The sequence below is a fragment of the Pseudomonas sp. v388 genome (genome assembly GCF_003935425.1).
In the GTDB taxonomy this organism is placed as follows: domain Bacteria; phylum Pseudomonadota; class Gammaproteobacteria; order Pseudomonadales; family Pseudomonadaceae; genus Aquipseudomonas.
The window spans coordinates 222,241-246,531 of the sequence record NZ_RHQN01000010.1 but is presented as its reverse complement, the minus strand read 5'-3'; the positions used below and the strand labels follow the sequence as shown (position 1 = coordinate 246,531).

At 58.6% G+C, this 24,291-nt stretch carries 20 protein-coding genes and 1 pseudogene; 12 read left to right on the top strand and 9 right to left on the bottom strand.

The window, feature by feature from the left end:
• Window positions 1-58 precede the first annotated feature (58 nt).
• The 3 genes from arcA to EGJ27_RS22390 form a co-directional block, all read right to left on the bottom strand.
• Window positions 59-1,315 (bottom strand): arginine deiminase, encoded by a 1,257-nt coding sequence (gene arcA, locus EGJ27_RS22400; RefSeq protein WP_125832941.1) that lies wholly within the window; start codon window positions 1,313-1,315, stop codon window positions 59-61.
• A gap of 403 nt (window positions 1,316-1,718) precedes the next feature.
• Window positions 1,719-2,387: a MarC family NAAT transporter gene (locus EGJ27_RS22395; RefSeq protein ID WP_125832940.1), complete on the bottom strand. Its 669-nt coding sequence runs from the start codon at window positions 2,385-2,387 to the stop codon at window positions 1,719-1,721.
• Window positions 2,388-2,417: 30 nt separating this feature from the next.
• Window positions 2,418-3,095: a DUF3313 domain-containing protein gene (locus EGJ27_RS22390; protein ID WP_125832939.1), complete on the bottom strand. Its 678-nt coding sequence runs from the start codon at window positions 3,093-3,095 to the stop codon at window positions 2,418-2,420.
• 402 nt (window positions 3,096-3,497) lie between these two features.
• On the opposite strand from EGJ27_RS22390, the gene EGJ27_RS22385 reads away from it, so the two are divergent.
• The 12 genes and pseudogenes from EGJ27_RS22385 (at window position 3,498) to EGJ27_RS22330 (ending at window position 17,566) form a co-directional block, all read left to right on the top strand.
• Complete coding sequence (locus EGJ27_RS22385; protein ID WP_125832938.1) at window positions 3,498-5,681, top strand: ornithine decarboxylase; 2,184 nt, start codon at window positions 3,498-3,500, stop codon at window positions 5,679-5,681.
• 33 nt (window positions 5,682-5,714) lie between these two features.
• Window positions 5,715-8,015 carry an Orn/Lys/Arg decarboxylase N-terminal domain-containing protein gene (locus EGJ27_RS22380; protein ID WP_125832937.1) on the top strand — a complete coding sequence of 767 codons (2,301 nt, stop codon included), beginning with the start codon at window positions 5,715-5,717 and terminating at the stop codon, window positions 8,013-8,015.
• 74 nt (window positions 8,016-8,089) lie between these two features.
• A complete protein-coding gene (potE, locus tag EGJ27_RS22375; RefSeq protein WP_125832936.1) occupies window positions 8,090-9,451 on the top strand; it encodes a putrescine-ornithine antiporter in 1,362 nt (453 codons plus the stop codon).
• Between the two features lie 40 nt (window positions 9,452-9,491).
• Window positions 9,492-10,397, top strand: coding sequence for an amino acid ABC transporter substrate-binding protein (locus tag EGJ27_RS22370; protein ID WP_125832935.1), 906 nt, complete (start codon window positions 9,492-9,494; stop codon window positions 10,395-10,397).
• 42 nt (window positions 10,398-10,439) lie between these two features.
• The gene (locus EGJ27_RS22365; protein ID WP_125832934.1) at window positions 10,440-11,807 is read left to right on the top strand and encodes a DUF3300 domain-containing protein; all 1,368 of its coding nucleotides are present in this window, start codon (window positions 10,440-10,442) and stop codon (window positions 11,805-11,807) included.
• Window positions 11,807-12,757 (top strand): annotated as a pseudogene (locus EGJ27_RS22360) (DUF2950 domain-containing protein). The gene EGJ27_RS22365 and the pseudogene EGJ27_RS22360 overlap by 1 nt, the downstream one beginning before the upstream one ends.
• Window positions 12,758-13,247: 490 nt before the next feature.
• Complete coding sequence (locus tag EGJ27_RS22355) at window positions 13,248-13,631, top strand: Imm41 family immunity protein (RefSeq protein ID WP_125832933.1); 384 nt, start codon at window positions 13,248-13,250, stop codon at window positions 13,629-13,631.
• A gap of 227 nt (window positions 13,632-13,858) precedes the next feature.
• Window positions 13,859-14,287, top strand: a complete 429-nt coding sequence (locus EGJ27_RS22350; protein WP_125832932.1) for a hypothetical protein — start codon at window positions 13,859-13,861, stop codon at window positions 14,285-14,287.
• A 149-nt stretch (window positions 14,288-14,436) separates the two neighbouring features.
• On the top strand, window positions 14,437-14,802 hold the full coding sequence (locus tag EGJ27_RS22345) for an SMI1/KNR4 family protein (protein WP_125832931.1): 366 nt from the start codon (window positions 14,437-14,439) through the stop codon (window positions 14,800-14,802).
• 443 nt (window positions 14,803-15,245) lie between these two features.
• Entirely contained in the window at window positions 15,246-15,980 is a 735-nt protein-coding gene (locus EGJ27_RS22340; protein ID WP_125832930.1) for a hypothetical protein, read from the top strand.
• Window positions 15,981-16,201: 221 nt separating this feature from the next.
• A complete protein-coding gene (locus tag EGJ27_RS22335; protein WP_125832929.1) occupies window positions 16,202-16,885 on the top strand; it encodes a hypothetical protein in 684 nt (227 codons plus the stop codon).
• Window positions 16,886-16,909: 24 nt separating this feature from the next.
• Window positions 16,910-17,566: a hypothetical protein gene (locus EGJ27_RS22330; protein WP_125832928.1), complete on the top strand. Its 657-nt coding sequence runs from the start codon at window positions 16,910-16,912 to the stop codon at window positions 17,564-17,566.
• A gap of 83 nt (window positions 17,567-17,649) precedes the next feature.
• On the opposite strand, the gene EGJ27_RS22325 is transcribed toward EGJ27_RS22330, so the two are convergent.
• The 6 genes from EGJ27_RS22325 to EGJ27_RS22300 all read right to left on the bottom strand — a co-directional run bounded on the left by EGJ27_RS22325 (window position 17,650) and on the right by EGJ27_RS22300 (window position 23,922).
• Window positions 17,650-19,050 carry a DNA cytosine methyltransferase gene (locus EGJ27_RS22325; protein ID WP_125832927.1) on the bottom strand — a complete coding sequence of 467 codons (1,401 nt, stop codon included), beginning with the start codon at window positions 19,048-19,050 and terminating at the stop codon, window positions 17,650-17,652.
• 95 nt (window positions 19,051-19,145) lie between these two features.
• On the bottom strand, window positions 19,146-19,640 hold the full coding sequence (radC, locus tag EGJ27_RS22320) for a DNA repair protein RadC (protein WP_125832926.1): 495 nt from the start codon (window positions 19,638-19,640) through the stop codon (window positions 19,146-19,148).
• 298 nt (window positions 19,641-19,938) lie between these two features.
• The gene (locus EGJ27_RS22315; RefSeq protein ID WP_125832925.1) at window positions 19,939-21,909 is read right to left on the bottom strand and encodes a DEAD/DEAH box helicase; all 1,971 of its coding nucleotides are present in this window, start codon (window positions 21,907-21,909) and stop codon (window positions 19,939-19,941) included.
• Window positions 21,910-22,186: 277 nt separating this feature from the next.
• Window positions 22,187-22,582 (bottom strand): single-stranded DNA-binding protein, encoded by a 396-nt coding sequence (locus EGJ27_RS22310; protein ID WP_125832924.1) that lies wholly within the window; start codon window positions 22,580-22,582, stop codon window positions 22,187-22,189.
• Between the two features lie 2 nt (window positions 22,583-22,584).
• Complete coding sequence (locus EGJ27_RS22305; RefSeq protein ID WP_125832923.1) at window positions 22,585-23,079, bottom strand: DUF3158 family protein; 495 nt, start codon at window positions 23,077-23,079, stop codon at window positions 22,585-22,587.
• A 78-nt stretch (window positions 23,080-23,157) separates the two neighbouring features.
• Window positions 23,158-23,922, bottom strand: coding sequence for a PFL_4669 family integrating conjugative element protein (locus EGJ27_RS22300; RefSeq protein WP_125832922.1), 765 nt, complete (start codon window positions 23,920-23,922; stop codon window positions 23,158-23,160).
• Window positions 23,923-24,291 lie beyond the last annotated feature (369 nt).

The following is a 24,291-nucleotide window of genomic DNA, read 5'->3' as shown; positions in this document are numbered from 1 at the left end:
GTTCTCCTGAAATCGGCGGCCTCGGATCAAGAGCGACCCGTGGGCCGGCGCTCGACGGTCAATAGTCGACCGGGTCGCGAATTATCGGGCAGGTCATGCAGTGGCCGCCGCCGCGACCTCGACCCAGCTCGCTGGCGCTGATGGTGATGACCTCCACCCCCGCCTTGCGCAGCAGCGTGTTGGTGTAAGTGTTGCGGTCGTAACCGATCACAACGCCGGGCTCGATCGCCACCACGTTGTTGCCGTCGTCCCACTGTTCGCGTTCAGCGGCAAAGCTGTTGCCGCCGGTCTGGACGACGCGCAAGGTTTTGAGATTGATTGCCTCGGCAACCGTATCCAGGAAACTGGTGGGCTCACGACGAATGTCCAGACCGCTGGGATTACCGGAATCGGGCCGCAGGCTCAGGGCGACAATCTGGTTGACCACTTCGGGGAATATCGTCACCACGTCCCGGTCGCAAAAACTGAACACCGTGTCCAGGTGCATCGCGGCGCGGGACCTGGGCATACCGGCCACGATCACGCGCTCGGCGGCGTTTTTTTCGAACAGGTTGAGGGCGAGCTGACTGATGGCTTGGCGTGAAGAACGCTCGCCCATGCCAATCAATACCACGCCGTTGCCGATCGGCATGACGTCGCCGCCCTCCAGCGTGGCGTAGCCGTGATCCTGATCAGGATCGCCGTACCATATCTCGAACTCGGACTCGGTAAATTGCGGATGAAACTTGTAGATCGCCGCGGCCAGAAGCGTCTCCTGACGTCGTGCGGGCCAGTACATCGGGTTCACAGTGACGCCGCCATAGATCCAAGACGTGGTGTCGCGAGTGAACTGCGTGTTGGGCAGCGGCGGGAAGATGAATCCAGAAGGTCCGATGAAGTCGCGGAACATCTGGATGGTATTGCCGCCGAAACTGTCGGGCAGATCGGCGCCAGAGACCCCGCCGATCAGGAACTCCGCGATTTCCCGGGGCTCCAGACTGCGCAGCCAGGACGTTGTCTCGTTGACCAGCCCGGTGCCGACCGAGTTGGCCGTGATCTTGCGCTGCAATATCCAGTCGAGGGCTTCGGGATCCGCAGCGATATCGGTCAGCAAGTTGTGCATGTCGAGTACATCCACGTTCCATTCGCGCAACTTGCTGACGAAATCGAAGTGATCGCGCTTGGCTTGTGCAACCCAGAGTACATCGTCGAACAGCAATTCATCGCAGTTGCTCGGCGTCAGCCGCTGGTGCGCAAGACCCGGCGAACAAACCATGACCTTGCGCAACCTGCCGGCTTCCGAATGCACGCCGAGTTTGACTTTTTCCAGGGCCATCATGATCGTCCTCGGTGACTGAGTGATTGGCGAACTGTGCTATTTCCAGGAAAGCTCCGGCTAAATATTTGCTCTGGACAGAGTTACAGCAACTCTCTCTGACAAGCGCCAGGCAAGAACCGCCCTTGCAGAACTTTAATTTCATTCGCAATTTCATTCGCGCGCGACCCGGACGACTCAAACGGTGCGGCATTCCGAATTCCAGCTTAGTATCCCGCCTCGTTTTGTACAGAGACCCCCAACTAACATTTGGCTGTAAGGCTGCCTTTGTTTGTTCGCTTTTCTCATAAAAACTACATTGAGCATTCAGCTGCTCATGTTAGTAAAAAGCGCTGAAGAACATCTACCGTTTCGCTATAAGCCTCGGATCAGATACTTCGCTTCGCAGTGCTGAGCGGAACGCCTACGGTCGAACGAGATGGGCATTGAAGTTGACAAATCCCTGCATGACTTCGAGCATTCCGTTTATCGCGAACTGCGCGCCCATGCACACAAGCAGAAATCCCATCAAGCGGGAAATGGCATCGATTCCGGATCTGCCGACCGCTTTCATGATCAGGTCGGCTCCCAACAGACAGCACCAAAGGATCACCGAGGTCGCCAGGAAAATCAGGGGTGGCGCTGCGAGCAACACCCACTCCGGAAAGGCGGCATTGGTTCTGATGGTGGCGGAGGCGCTGATGATCATCGCAATGGTCCCCGGCCCCGCTGTGCTGGGCATGGCCAACGGGATAAAGGCGAAACTGATCCTGTCTTCTTCGTTGATGCGTGGCGACGCGGGTGCCGGCGCCGGGAAGAGCATTCTGATGCCCATGATCACCAGAATCCCCCCACCGGCGATCCGCAGGCCCGGTATGGATATGCTGAACGCCCTCATGATGAGCTCGCCCAGGTAGAACGCGACCGTCATGATCAGAAACACGTAGACACAGGTGAGCGAAGCCTGCCGGCGCTTCTGCTCCTGCCCCAGCCCCTTGGAAAGCGCGATGAACAGCGCCACCGTGGTCGGCGGGTTGATCAGCGGCAACAGCGCCACCAGGCCCAACACGAGAGCGTTGAACAGATCTTTCATCCAGGCAGCCTTCATGTCCAGAGCATGGATTTATCGATTTAGCATGACGCTCAAATCGCTGTTCAGCTCTTTGATAGCCTTCTCGAAACCCTTGACGGTTACCGCTTGCTGATCGTTTTCCAGCGTCTCGCCGAACACCTTGCGCACCACATAGACGAGCGGTTTCCCTGTCGCGCTGTCTGTCAGACTGGCCTCGATATACAGCTCGGTGTTCTGGTCGCGATGGCCGGTCGCAGCGGAAGTCGCCCCTACCACCGCGGCGACTGGAATGACCTCGTACCATTTCATGCCTTCGTTCGACGAGCTGACACCGGTGATCGCGGCTCGCAGGGTCATCGCGCGCTCTCCGGCGGGCACCGACTGGCGGTTGGCTGCCAGCTTGTAGCGCAGCGAAAGGGTGTCCCTGACGCTGGCGCTGGTGTAATCCTGCAAATCCTGAAGGGTCTTGCGGTCCACCCGTTCGTTGGGCTTGGGTGCCGGATGCATCTGGAGCGTGCTGAACACGATGGTCGTGTAACTGCGCGGGCTGAAGTCCGGGTCTATCCAGCGCATGACAGGGTGGCCGCTCGTCGAGGTGGCCCGCTCAAGTCTCGAATAGTCTGGAAGGAATCCGGAATACTGATCTACCTCTGTCACATCCGAGACGCAAGCACCAAGCAGCAAGCTGCTGAAAACAATCCCTAACGCCTGTCTGTTGAACACGTTCATCGTCCGCTCCATTTATAGATTATGGTACTGCGGCCTGTCATTTCCTTCTCCGTGCGAGCCAGCGGAAAGATCCGACATCAGGTGTCAGTACCTACGAGAAAAAAGTTCGACACAGGTACTTGGTGATGAGCGCAAGTACGAACTTGAACTAAAGCACCGTTTGGCTTGTAGAAGCCCGCACCCGACCATCGGTCATCCACTCTTTTTTAGTGTTGCCTGAAAGTGATTCGTTAGTATGCTTATTATGAGCCTCCAACCCGAATACAGGGTGATTAATACCCGCAGCATTCAGTAGCGACTAACGGCATTTGATTCTTTTCGAGTCAGTCCTATACCTGAATACTAAATTTCAAACGCAACTAGCGGCTGACTGATCTGACCATCGAACAAGAGATCATGGATATGAATATCTTGAAAATCGCTGTCAGCGACTCCGTTCGACCTTACTTTCATACCACGCGCGAAACCGTTCCGTTTGAACTGACCGATTACACCGATATTGCGGTTGCGGTGCTATCGATCGATGACTTGCAAGTTGGTGTTCTGGATGCCATCAAACGCACCGGCTTCGACATCCCGATCTTTCTGGTTGCCGCGCAGCGCGGCGGCGAACGCTCGCTGGAAATCTACAAGCAACTGGAAGATGTGATCCTGCAGGTCAACGGCGTTTTCGATCCCACCCGCAATAACGCCCAGTATTACGGCAATCAACTGGAAACCGCGGCGAAGGCCTACGAAGCAAGCATGCTGCCGCCCTTCTTCGATTCGCTCAAGCGTTACACCGAGTCGGCGAATGCGACCTTCGCCTGTCCCGGCCATCAAGGTGGGCAATTTTTTCGCAAGCACCCGGCCGGAAGGCAGTTTTTCGACTTCTTCGGTGAGACGCTGTTTCGTGCCGACATGTGCAACGCGGATGTCATGCTGGGCGATCTGCTGATCCATGAAGGTCCCGCGCTGCTGGCCCAGAAACATGCAGCCCAGGTGTTCAACGCCGACAAGACCTACTTCGTGCTCAATGGCACGTCGGCCTCCAACAAGGTCGTGACCAATGCCCTGCTGACCCCGGGCGACCTTGTTCTGTTCGACCGCAACAACCACAAATCCAACCACCAGGGCGCGCTGCTGCAAGCCGGCGCTACCCCCGTCTACCTGGAAACCGCGCGCAATCCGTATGGGTTCATTGGCGGAATCGACGCTCATTGTTTCGAAGAGCAATACCTGCGCCAGCTGATCGCAGAGGTTGCCCCAGACAAGGTCGGCCTGCCCCGACCCTTCCGGCTGGCGATCATCCAGCTCGGCACCTACGACGGCACGATCTACAACGCCCGTCAGGTGGTCGAGCGCATCGGCAGACTGTGCGACTACATCCTGTTCGATTCTGCCTGGGTAGGTTACGAACAGTTCATCCCCATGATGAAGGACTGCTCGCCGATGCTGCTGGAACTGGACGAAAACGACCCTGGCATCTTCGTCACCCAGTCGGTGCATAAACAGCAGGCGGGTTTCTCACAGGCTTCGCAGATCCACAAGAAGGATCGCCATATCAAAGGTCAGGCGCGCTATTGCAACCATGCCCGGCTGAACAATGCGTTCATGGCCCAGGCCTCCACCAGCCCCTTCTACCCGCTGTTCGCCTCGCTGGATGTGAATGCGCGAATCCACGCAGGCCGCAGCGGCCTCAGGCTGTGGGACGACTGCGTGAAGTTCGGTATCAATGCGCGCAAGCTCATTCTTGAAGCCTGCACCCTGATCCGGCCGTTCGTGCCGGACACCATCGACGGCCGACCCTGGCAGGACCATCCGACCGAAGTCATCGCCAGCGATTTGCGTTTTTTCGAGTTTCATCCCAAGGATCGCTGGCATGCCTTCCCTGGCTACGCCGAGAAACAATACTTCATCGACCCTTGCAAACTGCTGTTCACCACGCCCGGCATCGACCCAGTGGACGGCAGCTATACGGACTTCGGCATCCACGCGGGGATACTGGCCAACTTCCTGCGCCAGAACGGGATCGTGCCGGAAAAGTGCGACCTCAACTCCATTCTGTTCCTGCTGACCCCGGCCGAAGACTGGGCCAAAATGAGCCACCTCGCCGCGCAAATGGCCCGCTTCGAACGCTTCATTCACGATGACGCGCCCATGAGCCGAGTGCTGCCTGCGATCTACGCCCAATACCAGGAACGCTACAACGGCTACACCATCCGCAGACTCTGTCAGGAAATGCACGATCTCTACCGCAGCCGCAATGTTCAGCAGTTGCAGAAGTACCTGTTTCGCAAGGCCCACCTCCCTCAGGTCGCCATGAATCCCCAGGCGGCGCAGATCGAATACATCCGCGGCAATTACGAACGGATCCCTCTGGAAGAGGCAAACGGGCGAATAGCCGCGGAAGGCGCGCTGCCGTATCCGCCGGGGGTCCTGTGCGTCGTGCCCGGAGAGGTCTGGGGCGGCGCGGCGCTCGACTATTTCCTAGCGCTCGAAGAGGGAATCAATCGTCTGCCTGGTTTCACCCCGGAGCTGCAAGGGGTCTATCTCACACGGGAAAACGGCAGGACTCGCGTTTACGGGCACGTGCTCAAGGCATGACGCTGCACACTCACGCTGATCAAGGAGACACGTATGAGTCATTCGCAGACCCGCTTGCCTCAAGAGCTGGCGCAGCGTTTCCCGGTGCTGATCGTTGCCGATACCCGGCAACATCAGGGCAGCATTATCCTGCGCAGCGTCGAGGCGATCGCCGACGTGCTGCGTGAACATGAGCTCTCGGTCCAGCTCGCGGATTCTCTGCGAGAAGCGCAGATTGCGGTGACCGCCAATCCGGCCTGGTGCTGCGTAATCGTTGGCTGGGGGCTCTGTGAGGACAATCAGGACGAAGCCTTGCAACTGATCCGCCTGATCCGTCGTCGCATGGCTCGGGTGCCGCTCATGCTGGGCATGAGCGAGGCCCATCGGGGTCAGGTTCCGCTGGCCATCGTGGAACATATCGACGGATTCATCTGGCAGCCCGAAGACAGCCCGGAGTTCATCGCCGGGCGTATCGAAACCGCCGCCCGCCGTTACCTCGACAGCCTGCTGCCACCATTTTTCGGGGCCTTGGTGAACTTCGCCGACACCCATGAATACTCCTGGCATACGCCGGGGCACACCGGCGGCACCGCGTTCATGAAAACCGCTGTAGGGCGTGCGTTTCTGGACTTCTACGGCGAGCAGATGTTGCGTTCAGACCTGAGCGTGTCAGTGGGCGAGCTGGGTTCGCTGAACGATCATTCCGGTCCGATCGGTCAAGCCGAGATCTACGCCGCCCGTGTTTTCGGCGCTGATTTCACATTCTTCTCGGTGGGAGGAAGCTCGGCGAGCAACGAGATCATTCTGCACTCGGCCGTCACCGACGGGGATGCGGTGCTGGTGGATCGCAACTGTCACAAGTCTCTGAATTACGCCTTGAACATTAGCGGCGCCGTACCACTGTACCTGCGCCCGCGACGCAATGCGCGCGGTCTCATAGGCCCTGTTCCCCGCGAGGAACTGACTCCGGCGGCCGTGGCCCGCAAACTGGCCGAAAGCCCGCTGGCCACCGACAAGGCTGCGAGGCCGGTGTTGGCTGTGCTCACCAACTCGACCTACGACGGCCTCTGCTACAACGCGCAGACCACCACTCGCGAACTGAGCCAGAGCGTCGACCGCATCCATTATGACGAAGCCTGGTATGCGTACGCCCGGTTCAACACGCTTTACGAGGGACACTATGGCATGCACCGCGGGGAACGACATGCCGACGATGCCACCGTGACCGTCACCCACTCGACCCACAAACTGCTGGCTGCGTTGTCCCAGGCGTCCATGATCCATATCCGCTCGGGCAAAGTGCCGGTCAAGCCGGCGTTGCTCAACGAAGCCTTCATGATGCACACCTCGACATCGCCGCAGTACAGCATCATTGCCTCGACCGATGTCTCGGCAAAGATGATGGATGATGCCGGCGGCTACCTGACCGATGAATCCATCGCCGAAGCGATCGCATTTCGCCAGGCCATGGTGCGGCTGCGCAATGAAATACAGCAGCGCGACGCCGAGGACTGGTGGTTCGCTGTCTGGCAGCCCGACGAGGTTGACGGCGTGCCCTTCGCCGACATTGACCCGCAGACCTTGCGAGACGGCAGCGCGTGGCGGCTCAAGCCTGAAGCGACGTGGCACGGCTTCGGCAATCTGGGCGATGACTACTGCATGCTCGATCCGATCAAGGTCACGGTGCTTACCCCTGGACAGACTCTGGAGGGCCAGATGCAGGCGGACGGCATTCCGGCACCACTGGTCTCGTCGTTCCTGTCCAGCCGCGGGATCGTGGTCGAGAAAACCGAGCCTTATTCGATTCTGGTTTTGTTCACGCTGGGCATCACCAAAGGAAAATGGGGCTCACTGGTCGCAGGCCTCATGGATTTCAAAAAACATTACGACAGCAATTCGCCGCTGAAGCAGGTCATGCCAGACCTGGTGGCCGACCACAGCGGGCGTTATCACGACATGGGTCTCAAGGATCTGGCGCAAGCGATGCACCAAGATATGCTAGCCACGAAAATGCTTGAAAACATGGACGCCGCATACACCCTTCTGCCCGACCAGGTCTCTTCGCCCAGAGAAACCTACGCCAGGCTCGTCAGAGGCGAAATCGAGCGGATTGCCGTGCGTGACATGGCGGGTCGCACGGTTGCCGTGCAAATAGTCCCCTACCCGCCAGGCATTCCGCTGATGATGCCGGGCGAGAAGGCAGACGCTGAAAAGAGGGCCGTCATCGACTATCTGCTGGCGATGGAGGCCTTCGACGCACGGTTTCCGGGGTTCGAACACGACAACCATGGCGTCGAGATCGAGCGCGACGGTCAAGGACAACCGACCTACAAGGTGTATGTCATCAAGCAGTGAACAGTGCGCTCCCCGGCATCGTAGTGTGAAGCGCCGGGCCGGTTCAACACGTCGAACCCGACAAGGAGTTTGCGATGGCTGATTCAAGCAAGAACAAAAAAATGAGCCTGATGGGACTCACCACCCTGGTGACAGTCAGCATGATGGGGTCTGGCATCATCATGCTGCCCACCAACATGGCTCAACTGGGTGCCGTTTCGCTGTTGTCGTGGGTATTCACCGCCATAGGTTCGATGGCGATCGCCTACTGTTTCGCCCAGTGCGGGGTTTTTTGCGCGCGCTCCGGCGGCCTTTCGGCCTATACCGAAGAAGCCCACGCGAAGTCCGGATTTTTTCTTTGTTCCTATCTGTACTTCCTGTCGCTGGCGATCGCCAACGTTGCAGTCGCCATTTCGGCGGTAGGGTATATGACCGCCTTCATTCCTTGGCTGGGAACCGGTGCCATCGAGTTATGCATCGGTACGATCGCACTGATCTGGCTGACCACCTTCGCCAATTTCGGCGGCCCGAGTATCACCGGCAAAATCGGCAGCTTCACGGTATGGGGTGTGATCATTCCGGTAGCCGGGCTCAGCGTCGTCGGCTGGTTCTGGTTCAAGCCGGATGTACTGGTGGCCGCGTGGAACCCCAACGACCTGGCGATCTCGGAAGCCGTCGGCAAGGCCATTCCCCTGACGCTCTGGGCCTTTCTGGGCATGGAGTCGGCGGCACAGGCGTCGGATGCCGTCGAAGACCCCAAGCGCAACGTACCGCTGGCCTGTCTGTTCGGCACGCTCGGCGCTGCGGTCGTCTACGTACTGTCGACCACGGTCATCCAGGGGATCGTGCCAAACGCGGACCTGGCCAATTCCTCCGCGCCCTTCGCGCTGGTCTACAGCACGATTTTCAACCCTCTGGTGGGCAACATCGTCATGGCACTGGCGGTCATGGCCTGCGTCGGTTCGCTGCTGGGCTGGCAGTTCACGCTGGCGCAGACGGCAAAGATGACCGCCGACCAGGATCTTTTTTTCAAGCTGTTCAGCAAGCTCAACTCCATGGGCGCGCCGGTGGTCGGGATGATCGTCTGCGGCGTTCTGCAGACGGTGCTTGCGCTGTCGACGATCTCGCCCGACGCAGCCGCTCAGTTCAGCAAACTGGTCAGTCTGGCAGCGGTCACCAACCTGATTCCTTACATCACGGCGCTGACCGGGCTGCTGGTGATCATGTACAAGGCTGGGGTTGCGCCTTCGGTCTACACGCGCAATACCGCCGTCTTGCTGATCGCGGTGGGCTATTCACTGTACGCATTGTATGCGTGCGGGAAGGATGCGGTGATGGGGGGTGCTCTGGTCCTTGCCTTCGGCTATCTGCTTTATGGCTTCCTTGCTAAACGCTTCGTTGCCGCGCCGTACGCATCGCCGGGCACCGAGGACCGGCTCAGTGAACCGCGACTCTGATCACCGGACCTGCACAGACATCTGCATAGGGGAATAGGACATGAACCGGTCGCTGGCAAAAATCACTCGTTTGCTATCCACTTGCGTGCTCCTGGCGTTGCCGCTGATGACTGGCGCCGCGACGCTTGAGCGGGTGCGTGGTACCCATACGCTGACCCTCGGCTATCTGCCGGATCAGGCGCCGTTCAGCAGCGCCGAGGGCGATCAGGCAAGCGGCTATGCCATCGACCTGTGTCTGATGGTGGCCGACAGGGTCAAGCGCGAGCTGGGCATGCCTGACCTTGAAGTCCGGTATCGCCCGGTAAAGGTCGCTGAAGAAGTCGGAGCGGTCAGCGTGGGCGAAGTTGATATCCTTTGCACCCCGACCCCGCCGACTCTGGAGCGGCGCCGATCGATCAGCTACTCCATACCGGTCTATACCGCCGGTCTGTCGGTAGTCGTTCGCAACGACGCCCCGCAGCCGTTGCTCAACGTGCTCAACGGACATCAGGCGTACGACGGCCCTACCTGGCGGGCCACGATCAACCGGGGGCTGGCCAATCACACCTACGCAACGGTCGAGGGCGGCGTAACCGAAGACTGGATCCGCCAGCGCATGCGCCTGCTAGGCGTGGTGGCTTCACTGGTGACAGTCGCGAATGCGGACGAGGGAGTCCAGCTGGTTGCCGACGGCAAGGCGGATGCGTTCTTTTCCGAACGAATGCTGCTGAGGCACGAGATAGCCACAGAAGGTACCGGCAAGAGCCTGATGTTGCTGGACCGGATTTTCGATTTTTCACCGGTGGCCATGATTGTGGAGCGCGGTGACGAGGATTTCCGTCTGCTCGTCGACACCGCCCTGAGCGAAGCCTATTACACCGGCGCCATCGAGGGCGCCTACAACAAGCACTTCGGTGCAACCACCGAGATCGCCAGAGAACTGTTCAAGGTGTATGCGCTGCCGTAATTGCCGGTCATTGAAGCGTGAGTGCGTCATCGGAGAGGTGCCATGCGGTCTGGATTGCTGTGCCTGATGTCGGCCATGTTGCTGCTGGGCGGCTGGTCCGCCCTGGAAACCAAGGTCGCTAAGGCCGCCGAACCCGCGCCCGCAGCCGCTGCGCCAAAAAAGGATGCGGTGTTCAGCCAGGAACAACTGGACCAGATGCTGGCGCCTGTCGCGCTCTATCCAGATCCTCTGCTGGCACAAGTGCTGATGGCCGCGACCTACCCCGGTGGATTGTCCGAAGCGGCAGCCTGGGTGAAGGCCCATCCGGAAGCCAAAGGCGATGATGCCATCAGGCAGGTCGCGGATCAGCCTTGGGATCCGAGCGTACAGGCGCTGGTCGCCTTCCCCCAGGTGCTGGCGACTCTGGAGCAGGATTCGGTGTGGGTCCAGCGTCTCGGTGATGCCTTTCTCGCGCAGCCCGATGAGGTCATGGGCAGCGTGCAGCGCCTGCGTCATCAGGCGCAGGCGGCCGGTAACCTGAAAAGCAACAGCTATCAGACTGTCACGGTGCAGACCGGACCGGCCCCAACGTCCACGACCCCGGCACCGGCCGCCTCTACCATCGTCATTCAGCCTGCCGATCCTCAGGTCGTGTATGTCCCCAGCTACAACCCGACAGTGGTGTATGGGTCATGGTCATATCCCTCCTCACCCCCGATGTATTACCCGCCACCGCCCGCCTACTACCCCGGTTCCGCGCTGATGGCCGGGCTTGCGTTCGGCACCGGCGTCGCGGTCGTTGCGTCGCTGTGGGGGGACTGCGACTGGGGAAGCAACGACGTCGATATCAATGTTTCCCGATTCAACAACATCAACCGTAATAACCAGCTCAGCGCAAACCAGAACAAATGGGAACACAATGCCGTCCATCGTGACGGTGTCCCCTACCGCGACACTCAGAGTCGCGAACGCTACGGGCGGCAACGGGACGGCGCCCGGCAGCGCGATGCCTACCGAGGCGACGACCCGGCACGAGCCCAGGCTCGCGAACAGGCCCGTGCTTCGATGGACAGGCATGGCGTCCAACGGCCGGCCACCAGCAACCGGGAAGCCCGTGACCGGGCCAGCGCGGCCCGCTCCGCAAACGCAGCCGGGCCTCGTTCGCAAAACACGGCTCAGGCCGCCCAGCAGCGCCGGCAGAACACGGCGCAGACCCAGGCCGGCACCCGTAGCCAGGCGACCGCCGGCCCGAGCAGCACCCGCAACAATGCCTTCGCAGGTGCCCGTTCACCGGCTCAAACGGCGGCGCAGGCGAATCGTGGTCGGGCCAGCCAGGTTTCCGCGCAACGTGCGAGCACGCCGCGAGCAGCCGGTCGTCCGGTCAGTCGCCCCGCCAGTGCGCCGGCACGTGGCGCACGAGGCAGACGCTGATGGACCACAAGCGCTTCACATCGGGTATACGCCGGCTACCTCGGGTCCTAGCCCTGATCACGGCGGCAACACTGTCCTGCGCAACATGGGCATAGCAGTTTTTTTCAACGCCGGAGCAGGCAGCCCAGTCATTCGTCGAAGCGCTGACCATGGAGCCTGCGAATCATCAACGTCTCAGCCAGCTCCTGGGCAATGACTGGCGGGACTTCATACCGCTCGAAGGCGTGCAGCGCAGGGATGTAGACGCGTTCCTGATGCATTACCGAGTGGAGCATCATCTGCAGAGGGTCGGTGACCACGAGGCGCGGTTGACCGTGGGCAAGCCTCCGACTCATTGGACGCTACCCATCCCGATTGCCAGAGCGGCAGACGGCTGGCGCTTCGACAGCAAAGCAGGCGGCGAGGAAATCCGCGCGCGGCGGATCGGCCGCAATGAGCTGACGGCTGTGCAGGCGGTGCTCGCCTATCACGACGCGCAAATGGAATATGCATCCGAGGACCGCGACGGCGACGGCGCCCTCGAATATGCCCAGAATATCTTCAGCACCCCAGGCAGACACGACGGGCTCTACTGGGCGGAAGACGACAGCGCTCAGCTCAGCCCCCTGGGCCCCCTGTTTGGGAAGACGCTGCCGGGCGAGGACTGGCACGGTTATCACTTCCGCATTCTGGACCGGCAAGGCCCGTCGGCGCCGGGCGGGGCCTATGGCTATCTGATCGGCTCCAGAATGAGCCGTGGTTTTGCGTTGATCGCTTGGCCCGCTAGCTACGCGGACACCGGGGTGATGTCCTTCATGATCAGCCATCAAGGACAGGTATTCGAAAAGGATCTGGGTCCGGACGGAGACCGCGTGGCACGATTGATGGCGGCGTTCGATCCTGACGACAGCTGGAACGAAGTATCGGAAGCCTCCATGACGCCGCCTGCTCATCCGGACGGCAGCACTTGAAGCTTATTACGAGACCTCCTCGCTATTCCGGCGTCGCGTCACATGTTTCACCGACTGATACGCCGACAATCCTCAAGGCCCCAGCTCTCCTGAAGGCTGATAGCAGGGAGGCTCTGTCTGGCATAGATCTGTGCCGACATCCACCAACTCAGCGTTTTTTTGTATCCCGGTAGAAATACTCTGCATGCGGGAGTGCCAGTTCACTGCCTAGGACCCCTCATTGGTGCAGACCCAGGCTCTCGAGCGTTCTTCGGATTCTGCAGGCGTTGCTAAGCTGACGATGGACTCCGGCCGTCTACGCTGACTAAACAGGTATATTGGTAAAGCCACCTCTAGGTTCGGCCGATGCTGCGGACATCGGGGGCTGCAATCGGCCAGAAGCAGCCGGTCGATCCAGTCACCTTTCAAGGGTAGCAGGATTATGCAATCTATTGTTTGAGAGTGAGCCACTCGATAGGCTATCGACCTATTTGCGTCGGGAATCTCGGACATGGATGCACATACTGTCATCGCTAGAAATTTCGTTGGGGGCGAAGCGTTCGAAGACGCGTCGTTCATTGGACGATTGCACGAAGCAGAAATCTGGGATCACGACGAATACTGGTTACTGGAGTGGGCGTTGTACCAACTTGCAACAGAAGCGAGCTTCAGCCTAACGCTCTTTCAGCGGGTGTTTGAAATATTCAGCTATAGTTTTCTGCTGTTTGGATGCCACTTCGATCACAAGGATGGCTTCAAGATCCGCAACCTCAAAAGAAACCAAATTTACGATTTTCGTGAAAGATTCAAGATGGTTTTCGAAGGCTTCTTCGCTGGAAAAATGCCGGCGCCGGCTCGCTTTGACGAAGCCAATCCGTGGCTCTTGGAGCGTTAATGCGCTGCCTGTCCGGGGATTGATTGCGGCTAACCTCTGAGGGGCAAAATGCGGCCAAAGCGGACGTTTGCAATAGGTGAAAAGATATTTCTTTTCGTGGTGAACGCTCGCTTCCAAGCTGTGAGATGTTGCCGCACCGTGGCTCAACGCGCCGACGATGCGTTGGGTCCAATGCTGATTTGCATACCCGTATGATTAACCCCCCTGCAACACCATGGAATGACCAGATGCACCCATCGTTAAAACAAGCGCTCGACATCATTAATATAGAACGCGACGCCGCCGAATACACCCAGGCGTTTGACGCGGTGAATGAAGTGGTAAGCGTATTTGGCGAGCTTGAACTAGCCAATCGCCTGTTCGCGGAGATACCTCGAACAGTGCCCGAAGAGCTGGTTGTCGAACTATTCAATTTATTGGCATGGCAAACAAACGATAACGGCGCGGCAATGACGCGTGAGGTAGAGACGTGGCTCAGAGAACAGCACGATCCGCGCAAGCTAAGGATTGCCATGAGCCTAGATGTATATCCATTTCCAGATGCCCAGGAGATGTATCAGGTGTTGTCCACGCTGGCTGCGGCTATCCCAGAAGTGGCGGCAATGTGCCAGACGCTCATGACGTCACGAAAGGCGAGCACACTCAGTCGAACATGACGAAAGAAGAAAGAAGCACCACTGGGTCCGCTATGGGTCGATAGCTGTCAGTCGCGGCTCTCTGCTTTCGACCCAAAGCGGACGCCTACACGCTCTTATTGCAGCTATCGGTCACTGCACGATACAGATCAACCCTCGGACTTGAACGAATGACCGACCATCCTTTTCGCATTCCAACAGATGCTGAAATTGCTGACGCGGAGAGCAGACTCAATTTTCGCTTTCCCGATCAATATAGCCAGTTCCTGAAAGGTGGCAGCGACGTCGCGAACGCCGTATTTGAACCCGCGGTGATTTTGGGCGGATGCAGCCATCTGGATATCTTTGAGATTGCCGAAGCCGCCTGGGCCCAAGGTATGCCGCGGGATTGGTTGCCTTTCATCGAAGATAACAGCGACTACTTCTGCATATCGCAGGCTGGTGTTGTTCGATACTGGTCACACAACGGAAGTACAGACGAAAGCTGGCCAACCTTTGCCGCCTGGTTCGAACAGGTGTGCATAGCCCTTGAGTAGCAACTGTAAGGTATCCGCAAGCTAAACAGGCGTCCGCTTCTGGCCGGTAGCAGCCTGTCGCTCAGGACAGCCCTACTGACCGCGAATCGAGCGCTAAGAGATAACAGCCTTCAACTCTCCACCGCCGTGTCTTCAGCAGCTCCGGCAGACAAAGCCCAGAATTCTAAAATCCCCATTGTCTACCCAGCGTCCGTCCGAACAGACTCGATGCCGAGCGCATAACCACAGGCATGAGCCGCCGCGCTGAGCGGACAATTCTGATAGCGAGATGCTCAAAGGCCATGCGCAAGAACATCCGATTGGTGCAGTGATGGCCAAACCGCCTGCTGATCTTGCAACATAGAGAAGGCATACGGCAGGGCTACACCCCGAGGACACTGGATGACCTAAGCCGAGCTGACCAATCGCACAAGATTTACCACCCATAAAACTCACGAGCTTCGATGAACAAGACGACAATCCGCTTTGCGCCCTGGATAGGGTCCAACTACGCCGAAGGGTTTCATGGCTTGCGAATGCTGCTGGTTTGCGAATCGCACTACGGGGCCAAGCATCACGAACGGCCGACCGTCACACCAGAAATTGTCAAAGCTCTCGCCTTGGGCGAGAGACATCCTAAAGCTACCGGCAGGCTGCGGCGCCATCCGCATTTCGCCAAGATCATGGCCGCCATCAATGGCGCAAAGCAGGACTTCGCTTACCCGTCCAAGCGAGATTTCTGGAGCAGGGTCGCTTATTACAACTACCTGCAAGTGTTCATCGCACGCAGCCGAATCAATCCTCCACCGTACGCCTGGGAACAGGGTAAAGAGGCCTTTGCAGAGGTTCTCACAGTCTTATCTCCTGACTTGATTATCTGCTTCAGCCGACGCACCGGAGCGTCACTTGAAAAACTAGCGGGTGCCGTGCCCGTAGCAGTGGTCAACCACCCTTCTTCCCGGTTCGCTTACGCCCGAGTTAAACCGACCATCCGCTCAGGAATTGAAAGCGCATTGGCTCGCAAAGCTCAGCGTCCGGATTTTGCACCCGGTGCAGTTTTTGACCAATGGCGCGTCGCTACAACCTCTGCCCTACCATCACCTGGCAGCCATCTTTCGACCTCGGATCTGGATTCGCTTGTTGCGGAGCGAACACTGTCGATGGCGGCGCATGATCTGGGCATGCCCATACCCGCATAAGTAGGTGCGGTCCGTGGACTAGGCTCAGGGACGATGCGCTTCAGGTTGTTCAGCAACACCAGCAAGAACGGGCTAAACATTGCGGGGTTGTCTTAAACTGCCCGCAATCCTATGAATGCAGGCGAAGGCGCGACTCTCCTTTACAGTGTTGTATAAGGATCACAATCGCTTGGGCCGTCCGGGTGAATTCAGTAGTTTTGTGCATACACGGGAGAGCCGTCATGCTGCATGCGTTTAGCCATAAGAAATCCAGGCTTTACCGGCGATATTTAGGCCATCGCGACGAGACAAACGAGAGCAGGGTCGCCGAAGAGGATGAAATCACTTCAACACTTATGGGGCCGCTGGCATTTTTGCCTCCTGCGGCTATAGCAGCTTTCTGGGGTGCCGTGGTCAATCTACGCAATCCTGAATACGCTTTCCCTGCTGAGGCGCCCACTCGTGCTGAAATGTGTTTCTGGCCACGCAGGAATCGGGTCGAGCCGGATCTGCACGTAGAGCTGACCTGGGGCAACCACACGCTGATTTTGCTGGTGGAGTTCAAATGGCGCGCTCCTTTGAGTGGGCAGGGACAGCTTCATGACCAGTGGAAAACCTATCTCATGCCGGAAGAGCGGAGCCGAGCGCTCCACTTGTTCATCGGACTAGACGTCAGCGAAGCCAGTAACGCGCTGAGTCGCCAGGATATCTGGAACGGGAAGCTGCTCGCACGCTCCTGGTTTGACATCCTGACTGCCGTATCGGCCATTCAAACCGGGCCGGGCATTGCGCTAAGACGATGGAGCGATCAGGTCCAACGGTGTCTAGAGCTACTCGCAGTCGAGCCCTTTAACGGGTTCGCCAATCTGGCGCTACCACAGTTGCCAGCCGTGTCGGGTCATATCTTTTTCCCCCGATCTCAATAGCCAGTTTCCAAGGGTGCATTCCCAATGAGTGACGTAGGTAAAGCAATCTCAGCGTCTTTCGCATTTGTGTCCGAAGTCGGAAAAGAATGTGAGGCGCTGGCCAACCTGATCAAGGGAGAAATCAGTGCTCTCTTCAGCAAAGATCCGCTTATCGCCCTCTACAAACCAGGCGAGTGGTCGAGCAGTTACAGAACCGACGAGAGTGGCTGGGTTTTTAGCGCAGCAGCATGGACGTTACCTCTAACGCCCAAGGGGAAACGTAAAGCGACGGCGCATCTGGCGTTCCAGATCACTTTCCTTTGTAACGACGCTGCAGGCGGTTTCAGCCCCGAGCCCCTGATTCATATCAACCTGTGGGATGACCCAACAGATGTGAGATATGACAACTACATGGGCTTTGAGATGCGTGACATATCTCCAAGGTCCTTGGCCCGCTTTCAAGAGGGCACCGCATCTCTGTTTCGATGGGAAACTGAAAATGGTGCCGCTGACCGCTGGACGTTCAGTTTGCGGCTCGCGCAAATCAACAGCCTTGATGATATTCGGGAGCAGATTTGCAAATTGATCCGCAGCTTGTTGATTGATGTCGATGAAGGTGAGGCTGCAGTTCATGAAACCCCGGGCGTTATACGCTGGTCGGTCGACGATACGAGGCCAGACCATTACCGGATTGTCCGCTAGCGTCCGCAAGCTCAAAAGCGTGGAGTGGTCACGGCCTTTCATGTCGGGAATGTGGTGCTCCCAGATGGGAAGCACCTGATCCATCATGCAACGAGTGACACAGCTCTTCTCAAAAGGACCAATTTTTTCGCCACCGCTGACCCTAGCGCTTCGAACGCCGCGAAGATAACGGACTGTCCGAGGATCTCGTGAGCTGTCGTAGCAGCCACCCCGTGCACCATCTCCTCCGGAATGGTCTTGATGCGGGCATGCTCGGCTATCGTCAACAACCGGCTCAGTCTTGGGTTGGTTGGATGCCGAATGAAAGGCTCGGTCGACCGGGCTTTCGCATATCCGCGACCTATGCAGCCGCAAGATGCCGAATCACCATCAAGCAGCTGCCGGCGAAAACCCTTCCCTGCTGCGATGTCGCGTTGCTCCTTGAGATGTAGATAATCGTAAGATTTCCAGCTCTCATGGTCTGGTGCGATTTCCGCAAGCACGCTGGCCAAGGTGCTTTCCTTGGTTCGCACGGGCAGCACCTCCTCCAGGTACAGCGAGTCGACCATGCCATCGGTGTAAGCGACTATCGCCATCCGCGATCTGTTCTCAAGCGCGCCGAAAGCATTGCCATCGAGCACGCATTCAAACAGCCTGTACCCGAGCGAACCGAGCACTGAACGGATCACCATCATTGAGGTGCTGGTGAGGTAGTCAGGGACATTTTCCAGTATGGCCAGGGCCGGGTTGGAGTAACGCACAAAATCCAGGAAGTCGACAAACAACGAGCCGGCGGACGGATGCTCCTCCGTGGCACTCAGTTTGTTCTTCGCCTTCCCGGATCTTGATGCGCCGGTACAGGGAATACCGGCCACGACTAGGTCGCAAACCGGAATATCGTCTCCACGCCTGATGTCGCGGATATCCGAGCAGATGGCAAACGAATCGTCCCGCCAGAGCATCGGGTTGTTGCGCAGACTTGCGTCAAGGTACTGTTCTTCGAGCTCAATCCCGATCCGGATATAGGTAGCGATGCCGTGCCGCGCGAAGCCACTGTGAATGGCGCGATCCAGCACCCCTCCTCCGTGAAACAGACTGCAGACGGCCAGCGGTTCGTTGGCCTGCAGCTTGTGTCTCAGTCGATCAAGACGCTCCTGAACGCGGATGTCTTTATCGAGCGCCGTTACCGCAATTCGGCCACGCCGGATTACGACGCGGACCTTCTCTGCGGTTTTGAACAGGTTGCGCAGCAGCTCGGTGCGGATTTCGAGCAGCGGGCTGATCACGCCGTGGCGCTCCCGCTTCGAGACGGTGATAACCAGGTCAGTTTCGCTGACAGTGGCCAGCGGAACCAGCTCCAGACGTCTATCAGCTGTGGTACGAAGCGCGTATCGCATGCCGATCTTCACGCCGGCGTTGAGGAGCTTCTGCCCTTCCAGCCAGACACGTGCAACGCCTCGGGACTCGCCAATTTTAGAAGTGATCAGGGTGGTGAATGAGTTCATGGTGCTCTCCAGAATGGGAAGCACCCCCACCGGGGATGTTTCCCAATGGGTGATGTGGCGAAAAGAAGCGCCCGAAGGCGCGTAGTAGTGAAGGGTCAGATCAATCCCTTTTCAGCGAAGGACAGAGGTTGGCCGCTACCGACGATGAAGTGATCGAGCAGTCGTACATCCACTAGTTTCAGCGCCTCCTGGACACGCTTTGTGAGCTGGATATCGCTGGTGCTGGGTTCGGTGCAGCCGGAAGGATGGTTGTGGCTGATGATCAGCGCGGCCGCGTTATGAAACAGGGCGCGTTTCACCAGTTGCCGCGGATAAACCGCAGCGCCTTCGATGCTGCCTGTGAACAGAACTTCGAACGCGAGTGGACGATGCTGCGCATTCAGAAATACTGCGGCGAACACTTCATGCTCTTCGGGTGCCAGCTTGAGCTTGAGGTAGGATGAGACTGCGGCAGGACAACTCAAAGCAGGCTCTTGCGAAAACAGTCTGCGATCAAGAATCTCGCAGGCCTGCAGGATGAGCTCATCTTCTATGGCGGTCGCGAACGACTGCATCTCGGTGCCGGTTTGTTTAACCAGGGACAGGTTCATAAGGTGCTCTCCAGGAAACCCGGGCGAGCATTGACCCCAAGGGGGAATGCTCCCCGAGAGGTAGGTGGTGGTCACGGTTAACGTGATCGGCGGGATGTTATGAAAAAGGCATTCCGATCATCGAGGGTACGACGACCTGACCGCGCTGATGAATGCGGTAGCGGTCCTGAGCAGGTCAGCGTGAAGTCACGCTACAGCCTCGAAGACCTCTGGCTGCCTGGGCATGTTGCTGACGAGGTCAGCGGACATGAGTGCAGAGTGCGAAAGTGGGAAATCTCCGTCCAGGAACAAACAGATTTCAACCAGATGAGTATTCAAGCGAGCGGGCCATGGTTCGCATCATGCTGTCCGGCTCATCTACTCCTTCAACCAGATCCCTCGCCAGCGCCCTCTTTCCCTCCAGCATGCTCCACAACTGTTGATCGATACTGCCTTCCACCATCGGAATCTTCACCACAACCAGCCTCAACTGCCCATTCCTGTACGCGCGGTCCTCCGCCTGATCCTGCAGCGCCGGCGTCCATGGCAGGCTGGCAAAAATGACGTAGTTGGCGGCGGTCAGGTTATTGCCGGTACCGGCCGCCGAAGTGGTCCCTATGAACACGCGCGTATCGGGATCGGTCTGGAAGCGGTCGATCGCTTTCTGGCGTTTTGTGAAGGAATGGCTGCCAATCAGCGTGACAGCCTGGATGCCGAGGCGCTCGAACTCTTCGGTCAGCGCAAAGACGCTTTCCTTGAACTCGCAAAAGACGATCACCTTGTCCTCGACGTCCAGCTCCTGCACCAGCTCCAGTACGCTCGGGAGTTTGATGCGTTCGAGCAGGATCCGGAGCCTGCCGATACGTGCCAGTGCGGATTCGCTGCCGTGAAAGACAGCGTCGTATTGCTCGCGTTGTTCAGAGGTCATGGACAGTGAAAGCAATTGCCGCTGTTTGCCTTTGAGCTGGGTCAGCACGTCCTTGCGGCGGCGCAGCATCCAGTCCGAAAGCTGCGCGCGCAGCGCCTGGCGAAATTCGGTGCTACCGGTGAAATCTCTGCAGAATTCTTTCAACGGCATCAGGCCGATGCTATGGCCCGACAGCCGTAGCAAAGTGTGCAGTTCCAGCTCCCGGTTGAGGACTGGCGTGCCGGTCAGCAGGTAGCGATAAGGGATCTGCGCAGCGATGTCGAAGGCGTGTCGTGTCCAGAGTGCAGTCGGCTCCTTGAGTCGATGGGCTTCATCGATGACCAGGACGGCGAAGTGCTTCGCGGTTTGCAGGTAGTCGCCCAAGCGCTCGTAGTTGACCAGCACCCACTGAGCGTCGTTGTCGAACCGCTGCCGCGCAATCCGGGCGTCCGGGTTGACCGCACGAATTTCCCGTTCCCAGTTGATGATCAGGCTCAGCAGACACACGATCAGGACTGGTCTGCCTGCTGACTGGATCTCAGCTGCCACAACAGCCTGGCGGCTTTTGCCGAGCCCCATGTCATCGGCCAGCAACGCGCTGTTACGCAGCAGCAGATGGCGAACGCCCGCATGCTGATGGTCGTAGAGCGAGTACTGCTGCAGCGCTTCTTCGATGCCGGCATCCGTCCATTGCGTGCGCTGGATGCCGGCCACGCTGGCCAGAAAGATATCCTTGGCGCCCTCTCCTGCCTCGGCCTTTTCCTCACCCTGCGGAAAATCTCCGCCAATACAAATACCGTCCGTGGCGCGTACCGAAGTCAGTGAGCCGTCGCTGTGCAGCTGTTGCAGCGTGGTCAGGACCTCGATCTGCGCATCCACAAAGCCAAGCTCCTCGACCAGGTTGAGCTTCACGATCTCGGCCGAGCTTGCGAGTTTCCACGCGCGCATCTGCGACAGGTACAGGCCGCCCATGCGCTTGTATACGGCCACGACGCCCGGATGGTAATCACCACTTGCCAGAACGCCGCCACCCAGCAGCGGCGCCAAGCGTAGGTGCATGCCCCAGATGAACGCACTGCGATCCTGATGCTCGCGGGCTTCGTTGAGTTTGGCGATAAAGCTGTCCGGCGTTTCGCGAAGATCCGTCGAAGCCAAAGCCTTCAAGTCGGCAAACAAGCCTTCGGGGTCGGCATGGATGTGATGCTTCGGCACGCGCCAGGCACGGTGCAACGGATGCTCGCTGCGACGGATGTAGTAGCCCTGCCGGGCGAGCAGGACTTTGTTGCCACCTTCCAGATACGTGAGCGACAGCCCGTAGTCGTAACCGTCGTAGACCGCCGCTTTGAGCAGCGCCGGTAGTGGACGTTTAAGAAGCGTGCTCATTAGCGCATGGGCCGGAAACGCAGGCTGATTCCAGTGGAATCAAGCTGGGCCAGGTAACTTGATTCCACTGGAATCAAATCAGGCCAGCGGACAGGTGACCACCTCGAAGCGACGGTTCGGTGATCAGCAGTGATTCTGATTCCACTGGAATCAGCCCGACAGACGCTCCTTCGTCGTGAGTGTCCAGACATCAGCTGTCTAGTTGGATGGCCGGAATGACGAGCATGGAGCCTCATTCCGCAGAGGCTCCACGTGGAGGGCGTTTTTTGTGCCAGGTTCAAATGTCCGGATCCGGCGCAGCCTGGTCGGACGACGCCATGGCCAGACTTTCAATACGATGCGGCAGGATGCCGATCCGCGCCGCCTGGACTTTCATGGCACAGGCTTCGGTGCCGTCATCGGCCTCCCACTTGTCCATGACCATCCGGCCCTGCACCAGCACGCGCATACCTTTCGCGTACAGCCGCGCATATCGCTCGGCGTCCTTGTGCCACAACTCAACGTTGGCCCAGAAGCCTCCCTTGTCTTCGAAGTCGCCGCCTTCTCGGGCGAACGAGTTGTCGAAATAGACGTTCAGCCGCACCAGACGTCTCGGCTCTTTGTTGCCGTTGGCGAACTCCTTGAAGTCGGGTTTGCTGCCAATGTTGCCTTCACCCCAGAAATGCGTGGCCATGCTTAGGCCTCCTCGTTGAATGTGGTGTTATTGAAACGGATGCGGTGTACGTACGCGGCTTCGGCTTCGCTCATCCGGTCGGCACAAATCGCAGCCTGACGGCTGAGCGTGTGCATCAGGCTGATCTGCATGTTGAGCGCAATGCGTTGCTGCTCCACTGCGTATAGGTCGTCGATCATGGTGTTCGGCGTGCGCGGATCGGCGAGCAGTTCGTCCCACAACAGGACGCCCATCTGGCTGCGATCGACCCGGGTCCAGCGCAGGAAGACTGTGCCGGCCCCGGTCGTTTGTCGAGTCAGGCGGACCGGCAGCAGCGTGAAGGGATAACGTCCTGTCTGTGCCAGGACCTCATGAACGGCGAGATGAATCAGGCCTTCCATGAGCTGCTCGCAGTAGCATGCAAATTGGCCCAGCTCCCCCTTACCCTTAAAAGGTTTTAAAAGCCCTTTGTGGAAGGCGGCGTGTTCAAGCCTGGAGAAGGCGGTCTGTTCCAGCATCCGGAAGGCTCGATGTTTTGCGTCAGCACCGGCACTTCCAGCGAAGGACTCTGCCTCAGTAAGCGGAAGGTGCATGGCTCAGCGCTCCCTATTCTCGACGTCGCCTGCATCAGGTTCCTGGCCCTCCGAGTCGAGCGATTGTTCTACTGGGTCAGGATCCAGCGCATCGACCTTGTGTCGACGGATGATCGGCGGTGCGAACTCGGCACGCAGCGTGCCTTCCAGCACTTCCTGCGGCAGCTCGCCGAGCAACTCCCGCGCTTCACGCGCTCTGGCGTTGTTGGCTGCGAAGTCGTCGCGGGTCGCCCCCGAGAACCTGTACTGCTGCACCAGGCCGAACAGGCTGCGTAGAACATGAGCGCCTTCATTGAGCCAGCGCTCCATGTCACGGCGGCCGATCAAAGCGGTGTGATGGGCCAGTAGCAGTCGGCGTGCGAGATCGTCGTACTGGGTCAGCAGGTAGACGGCCATGAAGCCGTGTTGCGCATTGACGAACAGTGGCAGGGTCACGGGCTGAACGTTCAGGTTCTCGCCGATGCTCAGCGCAGGCGGGAGGACCGTCATCATCTGAGCCAGTTGTTCCTGAATGGTCGTGAGCGCGGCCTTGGAACCGGCGAGCTTTTCTTCGACGCGGATCAGCCACCAGTCCGAGTAAGGATCATCCTGCTCGGCACCACGCTTCATCTTGTTGAGGACACCGACAAAGCCGCTAAGGCCGAGGATGCCGTTCTTGCCCTCGCTGGCGGTCCGACCGTGCCAGATACGCGCGGCGTGATGGGTGTGGAGCGTAAGCTTCATGTCGCTGCGAAGCGCGCCCAGGTTGAGTTGGATGGAGTCTGCCACGGGAAACCTCGTTGCTGGCTGGAGTGCATCCAGTGTCGCGACGGGCCGGAAGGCAGTCAGTTGGAAAACTGGTTTGTCGGAACGAAGATTTGGCAACGCGTGAGGCTAGGTCAGGTAGACCGGCGGAACTGGATGGGCCGAGGAGACTTGATTCCACTGGAATCAGAATGGACCTCGAATCTTGATTCCACTGGAATCAAACTCTGCGCAGCGCCGCATCGGAATTCAGGTTCGGTCGACTGCTCGTCCGGCAGTCTTGATTCCAGTGGAATCAGACCGAACCACGACTCCTGATTCCACTGGAATCAAACTCTGCGCAGCGCCGAATCGGAATCCAGGTCCGGTCGCCTGCTCGTCCGGCAGTCTTGA